The organism is Pseudomonas sp. PDM19 (genome assembly GCF_014852215.1).
GTDB lineage: Bacteria > Pseudomonadota > Gammaproteobacteria > Pseudomonadales > Pseudomonadaceae > Pseudomonas.
The window spans coordinates 36,396-52,715 of the sequence record NZ_JACVBG010000003.1; the positions used below are offsets into that span (position 1 = coordinate 36,396).

Annotated in this window: 13 protein-coding genes; 4 read left to right on the forward strand and 9 right to left on the reverse strand. The window is 66.6% G+C overall.

Going from position 1 to position 16,320, the window contains the following annotated elements; genetic code table 11:
* Nucleotides 1-64 precede the first annotated feature (64 nt).
* Nucleotides 65-529: a bacterioferritin gene (gene bfr, locus IB273_RS16155; protein ID WP_015475340.1), complete on the forward strand. Its 465-nt coding sequence runs from the start codon at nt 65-67 to the stop codon at nt 527-529.
* Nucleotides 530-648: 119 nt separating this feature from the next.
* Here bfr and uvrA read toward each other — a convergent pair whose 3' ends face one another.
* Nucleotides 649-3,483: an excinuclease ABC subunit UvrA gene (gene uvrA, locus IB273_RS16160; protein ID WP_081517084.1), complete on the reverse strand. Its 2,835-nt coding sequence runs from the start codon at nt 3,481-3,483 to the stop codon at nt 649-651.
* A gap of 213 nt (nt 3,484-3,696) precedes the next feature.
* Here uvrA and IB273_RS16165 point away from each other — a divergent pair, with 213 nt between their 5' ends.
* The 3 genes from IB273_RS16165 (at nt 3,697) to IB273_RS16175 (ending at nt 5,968) form a co-directional block, all read left to right on the forward strand.
* Nucleotides 3,697-5,085, forward strand: coding sequence for an MFS transporter (locus IB273_RS16165; protein ID WP_151189264.1), 1,389 nt, complete (start codon nt 3,697-3,699; stop codon nt 5,083-5,085).
* Between the two features lie 18 nt (nt 5,086-5,103).
* Entirely contained in the window at nt 5,104-5,604 is a 501-nt protein-coding gene (gene ssb / locus IB273_RS16170; protein ID WP_081517086.1) for a single-stranded DNA-binding protein, read from the forward strand.
* A 175-nt stretch (nt 5,605-5,779) separates the two neighbouring features.
* Entirely contained in the window at nt 5,780-5,968 is a 189-nt protein-coding gene (locus IB273_RS16175) for a hypothetical protein (protein WP_081517087.1), read from the forward strand.
* A 53-nt stretch (nt 5,969-6,021) separates the two neighbouring features.
* On the opposite strand, the gene IB273_RS16180 is transcribed toward IB273_RS16175, so the two are convergent.
* The 8 genes from IB273_RS16180 to cobG all read right to left on the reverse strand — a co-directional run bounded on the left by IB273_RS16180 (nt 6,022) and on the right by cobG (nt 16,254).
* The gene (locus tag IB273_RS16180; RefSeq protein WP_081518140.1) at nt 6,022-7,350 is read right to left on the reverse strand and encodes an MFS transporter; all 1,329 of its coding nucleotides are present in this window, start codon (nt 7,348-7,350) and stop codon (nt 6,022-6,024) included.
* Between the two features lie 175 nt (nt 7,351-7,525).
* Entirely contained in the window at nt 7,526-9,970 is a 2,445-nt protein-coding gene (locus tag IB273_RS16185) for a TonB-dependent siderophore receptor (protein WP_192224536.1), read from the reverse strand.
* 177 nt (nt 9,971-10,147) lie between these two features.
* Complete coding sequence (locus IB273_RS16190; protein WP_218189938.1) at nt 10,148-11,122, reverse strand: FecR domain-containing protein; 975 nt, start codon at nt 11,120-11,122, stop codon at nt 10,148-10,150.
* Nucleotides 11,119-11,616, reverse strand: a complete 498-nt coding sequence (locus IB273_RS16195; protein ID WP_081517089.1) for a sigma-70 family RNA polymerase sigma factor — start codon at nt 11,614-11,616, stop codon at nt 11,119-11,121. Before IB273_RS16195 ends, IB273_RS16190 begins: the two co-directional genes overlap by 4 nt.
* A 274-nt stretch (nt 11,617-11,890) precedes the next feature.
* Nucleotides 11,891-13,540 carry a precorrin-3B C(17)-methyltransferase gene (gene cobJ / locus IB273_RS16200; RefSeq protein ID WP_192224537.1) on the reverse strand — a complete coding sequence of 550 codons (1,650 nt, stop codon included), beginning with the start codon at nt 13,538-13,540 and terminating at the stop codon, nt 11,891-11,893.
* On the reverse strand, nt 13,540-14,280 hold the full coding sequence (locus IB273_RS16205; RefSeq protein ID WP_081517091.1) for a precorrin-2 C(20)-methyltransferase: 741 nt from the start codon (nt 14,278-14,280) through the stop codon (nt 13,540-13,542). The genes cobJ and IB273_RS16205 overlap by 1 nt, the downstream gene beginning before the upstream one ends.
* A complete protein-coding gene (locus tag IB273_RS16210; protein WP_081517092.1) occupies nt 14,280-14,906 on the reverse strand; it encodes a precorrin-8X methylmutase in 627 nt (208 codons plus the stop codon). The genes IB273_RS16205 and IB273_RS16210 overlap by 1 nt, the downstream gene beginning before the upstream one ends.
* Nucleotides 14,899-16,254, reverse strand: a complete 1,356-nt coding sequence (cobG, locus tag IB273_RS16215) for a precorrin-3B synthase (RefSeq protein ID WP_412548084.1) — start codon at nt 16,252-16,254, stop codon at nt 14,899-14,901. Before cobG ends, IB273_RS16210 begins: the two co-directional genes overlap by 8 nt.
* Nucleotides 16,255-16,320: the final 66 nt, after the last annotated feature.

Here is a 16,320-nt window from a genome sequence, read left to right on the forward strand (position 1 = left end):
CGGTCATGGCCAGTCGCGACCATAGCGCCGTTTAATTCGCTGTCACGTCCCAGGGAGAAGGCTGATGCAAGGCCATGCCGAGGTTATCGATTATCTCAACACGCTGCTGACCGGTGAGCTGGCCGCTCGCGACCAGTACTTCATCCATTCGCGCATGTACGAGGACTGGGGCTTCACCAAGCTCTACGAGCGCCTCAACCACGAAATGGAAGAGGAAACCCAGCACGCCGACGCCCTGCTGCGTCGCATCCTGCTGCTCGAAGGCACTCCGCGCATGCGCCCGGACGACATCCACCCGGGCAAGACCGTGCCGGAGATGCTGGAAGCCGACCTCAAGCTGGAGCGTCACGTACGCGCCGCCCTGGCCAAGGGCATCGCCCTGTGCGAGAAGCACAAGGACTTCGTCACCCGCGACATCCTGCGCGTGCAGCTGACCGATACCGAGGAAGACCACGCCTACTGGCTGGAGCAGCAGCTCGGTCTGATCCAGAAGATGGGCCTGGAGAACTATCTGCAGTCGCAGATCTGATGTGCATCTTGCAGGAGCGCGCGAGGCGCGCTGATCGCGGGCATGGCCCGCTCCTGCAATAGCCCAAAGAAAAGCCCCTGCGCCGTTCGGCAGCAGGGGCTTTTTCATGCCGGTGCGGATCAGGCCCGATCGCGCTCCAGCAGTGGCTTGAGGAAGTGCCCGGTGTGCGACACCGCCAGCTCCGCGACCTGCTCCGGTGTGCCGGTGGCGATGATCTGGCCGCCCTTGGAGCCGCCCTCGGGACCGAGGTCGACCAGCCAGTCGGCGGTCTTGATCACATCCAGGTTGTGCTCGATCACCACCACGGTGTTGCCGTGGTCGCGCAGGCGGTGCAGCACGTCGAGCAGTTGCTGGATATCCGCGAAGTGCAGGCCGGTGGTCGGCTCGTCGAGGATGTACAGGGTCTTGCCGGTATCGCGCTTGGACAACTCGCGGGACAGCTTCACCCGTTGCGCCTCACCACCGGACAGCGTGGTCGCGCTCTGGCCGAGCTTGATGTACGACAGGCCGACGTCCATCAGTGTCTGCAGCTTGCGGGCGATGGCCGGCACGGCGTCGAAGAACGCTCGGGCGTCCTCGATGGTCATGTCCAGCACTTCGGTGATGCTCTTGCCCTTGTAGCGGACTTCCAGGGTCTCGCGGTTGTAGCGCTTGCCCTTGCAGACGTCGCAGGGGACGTAGATGTCCGGCAGGAAGTGCATTTCCACCTTGATCACGCCGTCGCCCTGGCAAGCCTCGCAGCGGCCTCCCTTGACGTTGAACGAGAAACGCCCCGGACCGTAGCCGCGCGAGCGGGCTTCCGGCACGCCGGCGAACAGCTCGCGGATCGGCGTGAACAGCCCGGTGTAGGTCGCGGGGTTGGAGCGCGGGGTGCGGCCGATCGGGCTCTGGTCGATGTCCACCACCTTGTCCAGGTGCTGCAGGCCGTCGAACGAGTCGTAGGGCGCGACCTCCAGCGTGGTGGCGCCGTTGAGCGCGGTGGCGGTGATCGGGAACAGGGTGTTGTTGATCAGCGTCGACTTGCCCGAGCCGGACACGCCGGTGATGCAGGTGAACAGGCCGACCGGGATTTCCAGGTTGACGTTCTGCAGGTTGTTGCCGCGCGCGCCCTTGAGCTTGAGCAATTGCTTCTTGTTGCGCGGAGTGCGCTCGGCAGGCACGACGATCTTGGTGCGGCCGGACAGGTAGGCGCCGGTGACCGAGTCCGGATGGTCCATGACCTGTTGCGGTGTGCCCTCGGCGACGATCTGTCCGCCGTGCACACCGGCGCCGGGGCCGATGTCGACGACATAGTCGGCGAGGCGGATGGCGTCCTCGTCGTGCTCGACCACGATCACCGTGTTGCCCAGGTTGCGCAGGTGGGTGAGGGTGCCCAGCAGGCGCTCGTTGTCACGCTGGTGCAGGCCGATGGAAGGCTCGTCGAGGATGTACATGACGCCCACCAGGCCGGCGCCGATCTGGCTGGCCAGGCGGATGCGCTGGGCCTCGCCGCCGGACAGGGTGTCGGCGCTGCGGTCCAGGGTCAGGTAGTCGAGGCCGACGTTGACCAGGAACTGCAGGCGCTCGCGAATCTCCTTGAGGATCTTCGAGGCGATCTCGCCGCGGCGGCCGGTCAGGGTCAGGCTCTCGGCGTACTCACAGGCGGTGCCCACCGGCATCGAGGTGATCGCCGGCAGGGTCTTGTCGCCCACCCACACATGACGTGCCTCGCGGCGCAGGCGGGTGCCGTGGCAGTCCGGGCAGGGCTGGGTGCTGAGGAACTTGGCCAGCTCCTCGCGCACGGTGGCCGACTCGGTCTCGCGGTAGCGGCGCTCCAGGTTCGGCAGGATGCCCTCGAACGGGTGCGCGCGCTTGACGATGTCGCCACGGTCGTTGAGGTAGCGGAACTCGACGTTCTCGCGGCCGGAGCCGTTGAGGATGAACTTCTGGTGGTCCGGATCGAGGTCCTGGAAGGGTTCTTCCAGGCTGAAGCCGAAGTGCCCGGCCAGCGAGCCGAGCATCTGGAAGTAGTAGACATTGCGCCGGTCCCAGCCACGGATCGCGCCCTCGGCCAGGGTCAGCTCGCCGTTGACCACCCGGCGCGCGTCGAAGAACTGCTTCACGCCCAGGCCGTCGCAGGTCGGGCAGGCGCCGGCCGGGTTGTTGAAGGAGAACAGCTTGGGTTCCAGCTCGCTGATGGAATGGCCGCAGATCGGGCAGGCGAAGCGGGCGGAGAAGATCATCTCTTCGCCTTCTTCGTCATCCATCGGTGCCACGAGCGCGATGCCATCTGCCAGGTTGATCGCCGTCTCGAAGGATTCCGCCAGGCGCTGCTGCAGGTCGCCACGCACCTTGAAGCGGTCGACCACGATGTCGATGGAGTGCTTGAGCTTCTTGTCCAGCTTGGGCACTTCATCCAGTTCGTAGAGCTTGCCGTCGACGCGGGCACGGACGAAGCCCTGGGCGCGCATCTCCTCGAACACCGCCAGGTGCTCGCCCTTGCGCTCGCGGATCACCGGAGCCAGCAGCATCAGCTTGCGGCCTTCGGGCAGCGCCAGCACCTGGTCGACCATCTGGCTGACGGTCTGCGCTTCCAGCGGGATGTCGTGGTCCGGGCAGCGCGGAATACCCACGCGTGCATAGAGCAGGCGCAGGTAGTCGTAGATCTCGGTGATGGTGCCCACGGTGGAACGCGGGTTGTGGGAGGTGGATTTCTGCTCGATGGAAATCGCCGGCGACAGGCCTTCGATGGTGTCGACGTCAGGCTTTTCCATCATCGAGAGGAACTGCCGGGCATAGGCCGACAGGGATTCCACGTAGCGGCGCTGGCCTTCGGCGTAGAGCGTGTCGAAGGCCAGGGAAGATTTGCCGGAACCGGACAGGCCGGTGATCACGATCAGCTTGTCGCGCGGCAGGGTCAGGTCGATGTTCTTCAGGTTGTGGGTACGTGCCCCACGGATGAGGATCTTGTCCACTGCGGCCTCGCATGGCGGGCGAAAACTATCGATTATACGGGGCGTTTCCGGCACGCGGCAAAGTAGCGCGTGTGTGCCCTTGGACCGTTGGGCTGGTAGAATGCGCGGCTATTTTTCGGCGTTGGCGACAACCGGCCCTGCAAGGCCCGGATGACGCGATGCCACGGGGGCAATCCAGCGCATTCCCGTTTTTTGTCTTTTCATGAGGGGCTTATGCACGATTCCCACACTGAGCGCATGAGTGGCACCGAAACCCGCGCGGCCGCCGGCCTGTCCCTGGTCTTCGCGTTCCGCATGCTCGGCATGTTCATGGTCCTGCCGGTGCTCGCCACCTACGGCCAGGACCTGGCCGGCGCCACCCCGGCACTGATCGGCCTGGCCATCGGCGCCTACGGCCTGACCCAGGCGATCCTGCAGATTCCGCTGGGCACTCTGTCTGACCGCATCGGCCGCCGGCCGATCATCGTCGTCGGCCTGCTGGTGTTCGCCGCCGGTGCCGCGCTGGCGGCCAACGCCGATTCCATCTGGGGCATCATTGCCGGTCGCGTCCTGCAGGGCGCCGGGGCGATCTCCGCGGCGGTGATGGCGATGCTCTCCGACCTCACCCGCGAGCAGCACCGCACCAAGGCCATGGCGATGATCGGCATGAGCATCGGCGTATCCTTCGCCGTGGCGATGGTCGCAGGCCCGGTACTGACCCACTGGTTCGGCCTGCACGGCCTGTTCTGGTTCACCGCCGGCATGGCGCTGGTGGGCATGCTGATCATCCTGTTCTTCGTGCCGACCCCCGACCACCGCATGCAGCACCGCGAGTCGAGCGTGGCCAAGCAGTCGCTGCTGCCGACCCTGAAGAACGGCGAGCTGCTGCGCCTGGACGCCGGCATCCTGGTCCTGCACGCCATCCTCATGGCCAGCTTCGTCGCACTGCCGCTGGCGCTGGTGGAGCGCGCCGGGCTGCCCAAGGAAGAACACTGGTGGGTCTACCTGACCGCGCTGCTGGTGGGCTTCTTCGGTATGGTCCCGTTCATCATCTACGCCGAGAAGAAGCGTCAGATGAAACGCGTGCTGACCGGTGCCGTGGCGACCCTGATGCTCTGCGAACTGTTCTTCTGGGAGTTCGGCAACAGCCTCAAGGAGCTGGTGTTCGGCATCATCGTCTACTTCACCGCGTTCAACCTGCTGGAGGCCTCGCTGCCTTCGCTGGTGAGCAAGGTTTCGCCCGCCGGCGGCAAGGGCACGGCGATGGGCGTGTACTCCACCAGCCAGTTCCTAGGCGCCGCCGTGGGCGGCATCCTGGGCGGCTGGATGTTCCAGCACGGCGGGCTCGACGGGGTGTTCATCGGCTGCGCGGTGCTGGCTGCCATCTGGCTGGCGATTGCTGTTACCATGCGCGAACCGCCTTATGTAACGAGTATTCGCCTGCCTCTTTCCGCTGAGGCGCTGCGCGATGCTTCGTTGGCTGAGCGTTTCAAGGCATTGCCCGGTGTGAGCGATGTGATGGTGGTCGCTGAAGAAGCGGCCGCTTATGTCAAAGTGGATTCCCAACAAGTTGATCGCACGTCCCTCGAGCGCCTAGCCGGTGCCGAGCAGGCGACGTGCTGAAGCCTTTAGGAGAGCGTCATGGCCCGTGGGGTTAACAAAGTCATTCTGGTCGGTAACGTTGGTGGCGATCCGGAAACCCGCTACATGCCCAACGGCAACGCGGTGACCAACGTCACCCTGGCCACCAGCGAGAGCTGGAAGGACAAGCAGACCGGCCAGCAGCAGGAGCGTACCGAGTGGCACCGCGTGGTGTTCTTCGGTCGCCTGGCGGAAATCGTCGCCGAGTACGTGCGCAAGGGTTCGCAGATCTACGTCGAAGGCAGCCTGCGTACCCGCAAGTGGCAGGGTCAGGACGGCCAGGACAAGTACACCACCGAAATCGTGGTCGACATCAACGGCAACATGCAGCTGCTGGGCGGCCGTCCGGGCGCTGGTGGTGACGACGCTCCGCGCGCTCCCCGTGAGCCGCAACAGCAGCGTCCGCAGCAGGCCCAGCGCCCTGCGCCGCAGCAACAGTCCCAGCCCGCGCCGCAACCGGCTCCGGACTACGACAGCTTCGACGACGACATTCCGTTCTAACCCGAACGGATCGTCACCAAGAGCGCAGCCTTCGAGCTGCGCTTTTGCGTTTCTGAAACGCTCGTTTTGGCGAATCTCTGCAACGGTCTTTCTCGGAAGCGAGTATTTAATTAGCTAGCTAATTAAATGATTCTGGCATTGCCTTGATGTACGGCAAAACCGGAGAAGAAAAGACATGAGCATTACAGTGACCGAGCGTGACGACGACCATAAATCCCGCGAGTTCCGCGCCCACGGCGGGCGTTGCTGGGATGTGCACCAGGAAGGCCAGCTGGTCGGGATCTTCCACACCGAAGGCGAGGCGCAAGCCTATCGCGCCTCCCTGGAGCTGGAGGCGCGCTACCGCCACGCGGCGGAGTTCTAACCCCGGTTTAAGCAAAAGGCCCCGTCGAACCGGGGCCTTTGGCTGTCTGCCGCTCAGTGCGGCCGTTTGCGCAAGTGATGCGCCGGAATGCCGATCAGCAGGATCAGCGCGCCGATGGCCAGGGTCGCTGCAATCACATCGAAGGCCAGGTACAGATTGCCGGTGGCGGTCTTGATCGCGCCGACCATGATCTGGCTGATCACTCCCGCCAGGCCGCCGATGGCGCTGATCACTGCAATGCCGCCGGCTGCCCGGGCAGGGCTGAGCAGGGCCGGTGGAATGGTCCAGAACAGCGAGAGAGCGGACATCGCCGTTGCTGCGCCGAGGGTCATCAGGGCCACCGAGAGCAGCAGGTGGCCCTGGGCGAAACCGAGCAGGAAGAAACTGATGGCGCTGACCAGCATGGTCGCGCCGACGTGCCAGCGGCGTTCCTGGCGCTTGTCCGAGCTGCGACCGAGCAGGTACATGCCGACGATACCCACCGCGTACGGCAGGCTGGCGAGGAGTCCGATGGACTTGAGGTCCTCGATGCCAAAGCCGCGGATCAGTGTCGGCATCCAGTACGACACGGTGTTCGAACCGCTGTAGACGCAGAAGAACACCAGGCCGGCGATATACACCCGCGGGTCGCGCAGCACATCGAGGAAGCGGCCGTGTTCGCCGGATTTCGCCGGCTCGCTGGCCAGTGCCGCCTCCAGGCGATCCTTCTCCTCGTCGCTCAGCCAGTTCGCCTCGCGCGGGCGGTCGGCCAGCCAGTACCAGCCGAACACCCCCAGCAGTATCGCGGGGATGCCTTCGAGGACGAACAGCACCTGCCAGTCGCGCAGGCCCATCCAGCCGTGGAAGTGGGTCATGATCCAGCCGGCCAGCGGGCCGCTGGTGATGCCGGCGACCATGGCCGACATGATGAATACGGCGGTGATCCGGCCCCGCAGTTCGCTGGGGAACCAGTACGTGAGGTAGAGAATGACGCCAGGGAAGAACCCGGCTTCAGCGACGCCCAGGAAGAACCGCGCGACGATCAGTTGATTGGCAGTGGTGACGAAGGCGGTGGCCACCGTGACGATGCCCCACAGCACCATGATCCGTGTCAGCGTGGCGCGGGCTCCGGCACGCTGCATGTACAGGTTGCTGGGTACCTCGAAGAGGATGTAGCCCAGGTAGAAGATGCCGGCGCCGATCCCGTAGGCGGCCTCGCTCAGGGCGATGTCTTCGGCCATGCGCAGCTTGGCGAAGGAAATGTTGAGGCGGTCGATGGCGTTGATCGCGTAGGCAAGCACCAGGAAGGGCAGCAGGCGCCAGATGACCTTGCGATAGAGCGCGCGGCTGGATGTCATCTGCTCGGCCAGAGGGGACGAGATCGTCTCGAGACTTTGACTCATGAGGGCTCCTGCTGGCTTGGCCAGGTTGTTCTTGTTGTGCGAGAGCGCGGACAGGAGGGCGAGCATAGAGCGGTGCTGTTCCAGCAGTGCCCACCCGAAGGGGGGATATGGCTGGCTGCATATGTAAGAGGAAGTTGCAGAGGGCATGCGCCCTCTGCAACTGGGTGGCTTGCAATCAGAACTGGTAGTTCACCGTCGCGGTGACGTTGCGCTTCTCGCCGAAGTAGCAGAAGTCCAGGCTGTAGCAGGACGCCACGTAGTCCTTGTCCAGCAGGTTGTTGGCGTTGAGGCTGACGTCCAGGCCCTTCAGGCCGACGCGGGACAGGTCGTAGCCGATGCGCGCATCCACCAGGGTGTAGTCCGGTACACGCAGGGTGTTTTCCTTGTCCGCCCAGGTCTCGCCGACGTAGCGGGCGCCGCCGCCGAGGGTCAGGCCGTCCAGCGGGCCGGCGTTGAAGCCGTAGTCGGCCCACAGCGAGGCCATGTGCTTGGGCGCCTGGTTCGGGGTATGGCCCTGGTTGCCGTCCAGCGATTTCGTGTAGGTGATGTCGGTGTAGGTGTAGCTGCCGAGTACCTTGAGGTTGTCGGTGACCTGGGTGTGGGCCTCCAGCTCCAGGCCCTGGGAGCGCACTTCACCCACGGAGGTGTAGAAGTTGTCCTGCGGCTCCTTCGACGCGACGTTTTCCTGGGTGATGTGGAAGATCGACGCGGTGTACAGGCTGCGGCTGCCCTCGGGCTGGAATTTCAGGCCGGCTTCCCACTGCTTGCCCTCGGTCGGTTCCAGCGGCGTGCCGGACTGGTCGGAGTAAGCGTTGGGGTTGAACGACTCGGAGTAGCTGATGTACGGCGCGATGCCGTTGTCGAACAGGTACAGCGCGCCGAGGCGTCCGGTGAATTTCTTCCAGTCGTCGTCGGCCTTGCTGCCGCTGCTGCGGTTCTTGTCCTCGACCGTCACCCAGTCCTCGCGCATGCCCAGGGAGAAGCGCCAGTTGTCGATGTCGATCAGGTCCTGCAGGTAGACGCCGGTCTGCTCCAGGCGACGGGTGTGGTTGTCGTCCGGGTAGTAGCTGATGGCGTCGTTGCCATAGTGCGGGGCGAACGCGTCCAGCGGCTGCGCCGAGCCGGAGCGCCAGTCCACGGTGGTGCGGCGGCGCTGGTAGTCCAACCCCATCAGCAGGGTGTGCTTGGCCGCGCCAGTGCTGAACTCGGCCTGCGCCATGTTATCCACGATATACGCCTGCAGGTGCTCGCGGGCGCCGGAGAAGTAGCGGTTCAGGGTGTTCTCGTCCGGCGCTGTCCAGCCGTAGGCGTAGACCTGCGAGAGATCGACGTCGGAATCCAGGTAGCGGAAGTTCTGCCGCGCGGTCCACACGTCGTCGAAACGGTGTTCCAGCTGGTAGCCGAACATGCGCTGGGTGCGGTCGAAGTCGTCCTTGCTCGGCTCGCCGTCGAAGAACTCGCGGGAGATCTTCTGGCCGTTGTGGTGGAACAGCGCGCCGTCCGCCGGCACGCCGCCGTGGTAGCCGCCGTTCGGGTCGTGCTGCAGGTAACCCTGCAGGGTCAGGGTGGTGTCGTCGGTGAAGTCGATGGCCAGGGTCGGGGCGATGGCGTAGCGCTCCTCCTTGACGTGGTCGAACTGGGTGTCCGAACCCTTGCCCAGGCCGACCAGGCGGTAGGCGATGCGCTTCTCCTCATCCAGCGGGCCGCTGAAGTCGAAGCCCATTTCCTTCTGGCCCATGTTGCCCACGGTGCCGGTAATCTGGTGGTAGTCCTCGTACAGCGGCTTTTTGCTGGTCAGCGCCACCAGGCCGCCGGGCAGGCTGCGGCCGTAGAGCACCGAGGAGGGGCCCTTGAGCACGTCGATGCGTTCGAGGAAGTACGGATCGATCTGCATCGAGCTGAAGGTGCCGCTGTCGCCCATGGCCTTCAGGCCGTCGAGGTAGATGTTGTCCACGCTGTTGTCGGCGAAGCCGCGCATGACGATGTAGTCATAGCGGTTCGAGGCGCCGACCTGGCCGGTGAAGATGCCGGGGGTGTAGCGGATCGCCTGCTGTACGGTCTTGGAGGCGGTGTCGTCGATCTGCTCGCGGGTGATCACCGAGACGCTCTGGCTGGTTTCCAGCAGGGACTTGGAGGTCTTGGTGGCGATCTGGCTGTGGGTTGCCAGGTAGCCGTCTTCCTCGCCCAGCGCGTTGCCGAGGGCGAACACTTCGCTGGACGGCATGGCCAGCACGTCGCTCGGCGCGGCGGCGCGCAGCACGTAGTTGCCGTCGCCCTGGTCGGCGGCTTCCAGCGGAGTGTCGGCCAGCAGGCGCGACAAGCCCTGATCCACCGAGTAGGTCCCGTTCAGCCCGGCTGAGTTCAGGCCGCGGGTCTGCTCCGGCGTGGCCGACAGAGTGATGCCGGCTTCGCGGGCGAAGCTGTTCAGCACCTCGTCCAGCGGTCCGGCCGGAATCGCGTAGGCGCGACTGCTGGTGATGGCGGAAGCGTCTGCGGCGAAGGCGCTCAGCGGCAGGCTGGCTCCCAGGCTGGCGCACAGCAGCGCGCCGCGCACGGCATGGGCCAGCCGGCTGGCGCGGGGCAGGGCGGAGGAGGGCATCGAGAGGTGGACGGCTGGCATGCTGGGGCTTCCGTGGACGAAGGAAATGATCGGGTTATTCCTCCTTGCCGATCCGGTCGGCGAAACCCGACAAAAATAATTCTCGTTTGAGAAATAAAACTGTTTGGCGCTGACTTGCAGGAACGAGCCACGTCCGCGATCGCGCCCTTAGGGTGCCCCTACAGATGCAATTGACCGTCAGCCCCGCGCGCTCACCGTCACCCACCAGTCCGTGCGTTTCTCCACCCGCACCGGCAGGGTCTGCGGCAACAGGGCCAGCAACTTGTCGGTGTCGTCCAGGCGGAATACGCCGGACAGTCGCAGGTCGGCCACGCTGGCATCGCAATGCAGATGCCCGTGACGGTAGCGGCCGATCTCGGCGAGGAAGTCCGCCAGGCGCATGTCGCGGGTGACGATCAGGCCGTCGGCCCAGGCGGCGCTGTCCATGTTGCTGCGTTCGGCCAGCAGCGCGCTGTCGCCATTGATCTCGTAGGACTGCCCGGCTTCGGCGATGGTGGTGGTCTGGCCGCGTACGCGCGGGGCGATGGCCACCGAACCTTCCTCGACACTCAGGCGCGTGGAGCGCTCGTCCTGGCGCAGCACGAAGCGGGTGCCCAGGGCCTCGAACAGGCCGTCGCGATTGCGCACCCGCAATGGGCGCGCGGCGTCCTTCGCGGTGCTGACGAGAATCTCGCCGCGCTCCAGCACCAGCAGGCGCTGGCGCGGATCGAAGCGCACGTTCACTGCGCTGTCGGTGTTCAGTTGCAGCAGGCTGCCATCGGCCAGGGTGAAGCGCCGGCGCTCGCCGGTGGTGGTGCTGTAGTCGGCCATCCAGCGTTGCCAGGGCGCGATGTCGCGCGCCAGCCACAGCGCGGAGGCGCCGATGGCGAAGGTCGAGAGCAGCTTGAGCGCCTGGCGCCGCTGCAGGCGCTGGCTGGTGTTTTCCAGCGTCTCCAGCGCCACGCGAGCGCCAGGCACGGCCTGGTAGCCGGCGGCCAGTTCGCTGTTCAGCGCCTGCACCCGCAGCCAGGCGGTTTCGTGTTCGGGGCTGGCCTGGCGCCAGTGCTCGCAGGCGCTGAGCAACTCAGGATCGGCATTGCCGCTCAGGCGCAGGGTCCACTGGATGGCCTGCTTCACCACCCGCGGATCGGGCGTGGCGCTGGCGCCGCTCACTCGGCGTACCGCAGCTGGTAGCAGTGGAACAGCGCTTCGGCGATGTAGCGCTCCACCGAGCGTACCGAGACGCCCAGCTCTTCGGCGATCCGCGCGTGGGGCATGCCCTCGCACTGGGCCAGCAGGAAGGCGCTGCGCACCTTCGGCTTGAGGCCGTCGAGCAGGCGGGCGATGTTCTCCAGCAGCTGGAGGATGGTGTGCCGGTCTTCTGCCGACGGCACCTGCGCTTCCGGCAGATGGGCGATGGAGTCGAGGTAGGCGCGCTCCAGCTCCTGGCGACGCCAGTGGTCGATCACCAGACCGCGGGCGACGGTGCGCAGGAAGGCGCGCGGGGTATGCAGTTCGACGCGCTCGGGTCTGAGCAATACGCGAAGGAAAGTGTCCTGGGCCAGATCGGCGGCATCGGCGGCGTTGCCCAACCGGCCGCGAAGCCAGTTGTGCAGCCAGCCGTGATGGTCGCTGTAGAGCGACTGGACGTCGAAGGTCGAGGACATGGGCGCGCAAAGGTTGCAAATGATAATTTATCGCATTTTCAACAAGGCGATGGCCATTTGCAAGATGTGTCTGAAGCTCCGGTGTTTCCTGTAGGAGCGGGCCATGCCCGCGATCACGCCCGTGGGGCGCTCCTACAGGTCTACGCAGTTCGTAGGATGGGTGGAGCTTGCGATACCCATCAGCCTGGCTGCCAGGCCATCGATGGGTATCGCTTCGCTCCACGCCATCCTACGCGGACGCCAACGGGAGATTTCGCTGTGTGCGGTAGGACTGTCAGTGGTACCAACGCGGCGTATACACCCAGTCGCCACCGCCAGCGCGGGGGAAGCGCCGGGTCAGGGACGAGCCGATGATCACCAGGGTGCGCATGTCGACCATCTCCGGCACCAGCTCGCCGAGGGTGACGACGCGCAGCGCCTCGGCCGGGCGGCCGATGTCGCGGCCGAGCACCACCAGAGTTTCCGGCGTGCGGTGGCGCCGGACGATCTCCAGTGCGCGCCCCAGCTGCCAGGGCCTGGCTTTGGAGATCGGGTTGTAGAAGGCCATGGCCAGGTCGGCGGCGCCGGCATGGTCGAGACGCTTCTCGATGGTGTCCCAGGGCTTGAGGTTGTCCGACAGGGAAATCAGACAGAAATCATGCCCCAGCGGCGCACCGGCCTTGGCGGCAGCCGCCAGCGCGGCGGACACGCCCGGCAGCACCTCCAGCTCCACACCATGCCAATGCGGGTCGCTGCTCTCGTGCAGGGCTTCCATCACGGCGGCGGCCATGGCGAACACGCCGGGGTCACCGGAGGAAATCACCACCACGCGCCGGCCGCTGGCGGCCAGTTCGAAGGCATGACGGGCGCGCTGCATTTCCTCGCGGTTGTCGGTGCAGTGGCGCACCTGGTCGTCGCGCAACGGCTCGGCCATCTTCACGTAGGTTTCGTAGCCGAGCAGGTCCTGGGCTTCGTCCAGCGCGCGACGTACGGCGGGAATCATGAAGTCGCTGGCGCCGGGGCCCAGACCGATCACGCTGAGTCGCCCGCGCGGCTGACCAATGCCTTGGGCTTCAGCTGGCGCGGCGGCGCGGTGCAGGTGGAAGGAGTCACCCTGCAGCACCGCTGGCGGCAGTTCGTCGTCGCTGTGGATGAACCGCAGTGGTACACCCAGCTCGCCAGCGGCCTCGGCCAGCGCCGGGTCGGCCATGCGGCAGCGCGGCGCCACCAGCGCGGCCAGCGACGCCTCGGCCAGCCCGGCCTGTGCAAGGCCCTGGCGGATGCGCTCGGGCAGCTGCGAATCCACCAGGGTGACGTGGGCGAGAACGAGGCGCGGATGGATACGCAGCTCGTTCTGCGCGATGCCCTCGGCGCGGACGTCGATGCGCAGGGTGTGCGCGGCGTCGTCGGCCAGCGGCAGGTCCAGTTCCTCCAGCCAAGGCGCGTCGCCCTCAATGCGCAGGGTGTCGCCGCCCAGCAGGTCGGAGACGAAGCGCTTGCCCTGTTCGATATCCGCCAGCGCATAGCCCGGTGGCGGGTCGAGCAGGCAGGCACCGAAACGCAGCTCGCCGCTGGTGGTGATGGCGGGCGCCACTTCCAGTGCGGCGGCCATCTCGCGGGCCATGCGGTTCACCCCGCCGAGCCCGCCGAGCAGCGGTACCACGGCGCTGCCGTCTTCGGCGACGGCCAGCACTGGCGGCTCAGCGCCTTTCTCGACCAGCAGTGCCGCGAGGGTGCGAATGACGATGCCGGCCGCGCACAGGGCGATGATCGGGGTGTCGTCGCGGTACAGCTGGCGCAGGGTATCGCCGAAGTTTGCGTAGGACTCATCGGCGCCTTCGACTCGGTCCTTCAGGCCCAGCACGCGCGCCTGTGGATAAATCCCCTGCAGGCGTCGCGCCGTGGCTAGCGCCCCCTGGCCGAGAATGACGATGGCAGCGCGCATCAGCCGTTCCACCGCTGGCCGGGGATGACGATCATCGAGAAGTACGGCGAAGCCATCGGGTCCACGTCGTCCAGCGCGACGATGCGCTGCTCGCGCATGGTCGCGCGCTCGACGTAGTGGGCGCCGCCGTCACGGCCCAGCTCGCGCAGCACGCGACGGACCTTGTCGAAGTTGCGGCCGAGCTTCATCACCACCGCCGCATCGGCGTCGGCCAGGCGACGCTTGAGCTCGTCCTCCGGCAGCACGCCGGACAGCACCGACAGGCTCTGGTTGCGATACACCAGCGGCACGCCGAGCACCGCCGCGCTGCCGAGCATCGAGCAGACGCCGGGTACGACTTCGGTGTCATACCGTTCCGAAAGACGGTCATGCAGGTACATGTAGGAACCGTAGAAGAACGGGTCGCCCTCGCAGATCACCGCCACGTCGCGGCCGGCATCCAGGTGCATCGCCACCTGCTCGGCGGCGGTGTCATAGAAGTCGCTGATCACGCCTTCGTAGGTCAGCGGTGGCTCCAGCTTCTCGGTGGTCACCGGGTAGACCAGCGGCAGGCGTTGCTGCTCATCGAGCAGGTGCTGCTCGATGATGGCGAAGGCGTTGCCGCCCTGGCCGGCGTGGTGCTTGGCCTTGGCCACGAAGTAGCCGATCACCGGGGACGCACGCAGCAGGCGCAGGGCCTTGAGGGTCAGCAGTTCCGGGTCGCCCGGGCCGACGCCCAGGCCGATCAGGCGGCCGGTCATCACTCCACCTCCGTGGCCAGGGCGTTCACTGCGGCGGCGGCCATCGCGCTGCCGCCACGGCGGCCTCGGACAATCACGTAGGGCACGCCACGGCTGTCGGCGGCGAGGGCGTCCTTGGACTCCATGGCGCCGACGAAGCCCACCGGGAAGCCGAGGATCAGCGCCGGTTTCGGTGCGCCGGCATCGAGCATTTCCAGCAGGTAGAAGAGCGCGGTCGGCGCGTTGCCGATCACCACCACGCTGCCTTCCAGGTGCTCGCGCCAGTGCTCCAGCGCCACCGCGGAGCGGGTATTGCCCCGCTCGCGGGCGAGGTCGGGCACGTCCGCATTGTTGAGGGTGCAGATCACCTCGTTGTGTGCCGGCAGGCGCGCGCGGGTGATGCCCTCGGCGACCATCCGCGCATCGCAGAGGATCGGCGCGCCAGCGGCCAGCGCCGCACGGCCAATGGCTCCGGCGCCGGCGGAGAAGTGCAGGTCCTGCACGACGTCGACCATGCCGCAGGCGTGGATCACCCGCACGGCGAGTTTCTCGAGGTCCGCGGGGATGCCGGACAGATCGGCTTCGGCGCGAATAGTGGCGAAGGACTGGCGGTAGATCGCCTGGCCGTCGCGAATGTAATCAAGCATCGGTGAGGGCTCCGGGTGCGGCCAGCAGGTCGCCGGCGGCATCGAGGGAAAGGTTGCGCGCCAATGGCTGGCCGAAGCCGGCCACGCCATCGGCGCGACGGAACAGGTCATAGCGGCCGTCGGCGACGGCCAGCAGGGTGTAGGGGGCGACGTGGGCGGCGGCGCAGGAGCGCGGGCAGCCACACAGGTGCACGCCGGCCGGCGGTGCGTGGCGCAGGCGTTCGGCCAGACGCAGGGCATCGGCCTTGGTGTCGGCCAGCCCGCGAGCGCAACCGCTGGAGCCGCTGCACGCGACCAGGCGCGACAGCGGCTGTGCGGCGTCGATCACCAGGCCGAGGTTGGCCAGCGCGCCGAGTACGACAGCGGCATCGGTTTGTGCCACGTCAGGGAGGAGCAGGCTTTGCCAGGGGGTCAGACGCAGCTGTCCGCCGTTGAAGCGCTCGGCAAGGTCCGCGAGGCCGAGCAGGGTGGTGCTGTCGAGTCGTCCGAGGACGAATCCCGCACCGACCATGGCGCGTTGCGGCTGGTGCTGGGGATGAATCCCGAGATGGCCGAAAGCCTGTGGTGCAGGACGTCGCCAGTTATCCACAAGCGCCCCGTGTTGCAGCGGGAAGGGCAGGCGTTGCTGCAGGCGTTCCAGCAGCACTTCATCACGAAGCATCTCGCGCAGGTGGCGCATGCGCGTCTGGCCGTCGCCGGCGAGGTCGAGGAACAGGTGCAGCAGGGCTTCCACCAACTGCGGCACCTGCCCGGCGGACACGGCGGCGAGGGCCGGGCGATCGCTCTCGCGCTGCGGCGGGCAACCGGCCAGGCCGAAGGCGAACAGCGGCGCCGCATCGTCGGACAGGGCCGACAGCCAGAGATCGTTGGGGTGCTCCAGCATCGCCAGCGCTTCGCCGGCGTCCAGCTGGATGCCGAACTTGGGGGACAGGGCGTGGAAGCGCGGGGTGCGCTCCAGCAGGTCGAGCAGCTGGCGGGCCAGCGGGCTCGCATCGAAAGCGCTGCCGGTGCCCAGGCCCATTGCCGGGCTGACCAGCAGGTTGCGCACGTCGTCCGACGCCAGTTCGCGCGGGCCGAGGCCGGCGGCCAGCAGTTCCCGGCTCAGCGCATTTTCGGCACCGGCATGCACGCCGCGAATCTGCAGGTTGGCGCGGTTGGTCGCTTCCAGCACGCCGTCGGCATGCCGTTCGGCAGCCATCGCGATGGCGCGCGCGGCGCTGGCGTCGAGTTGCCCACAGGGCAGCTTGATGCGGCAGATGCCGCCATCGCGGGAGGCCACGATACGCAGCAGGCCGGGACAGGCATGCGGACGGACGGGCAGAGCTGAGGAGTCTTGCACTGAGGTCACCAGGGCTGGGTCGCGGTGACCTGCGAATCCCCCAAAGGGGACTTCACGACACCGATACACCCCGCT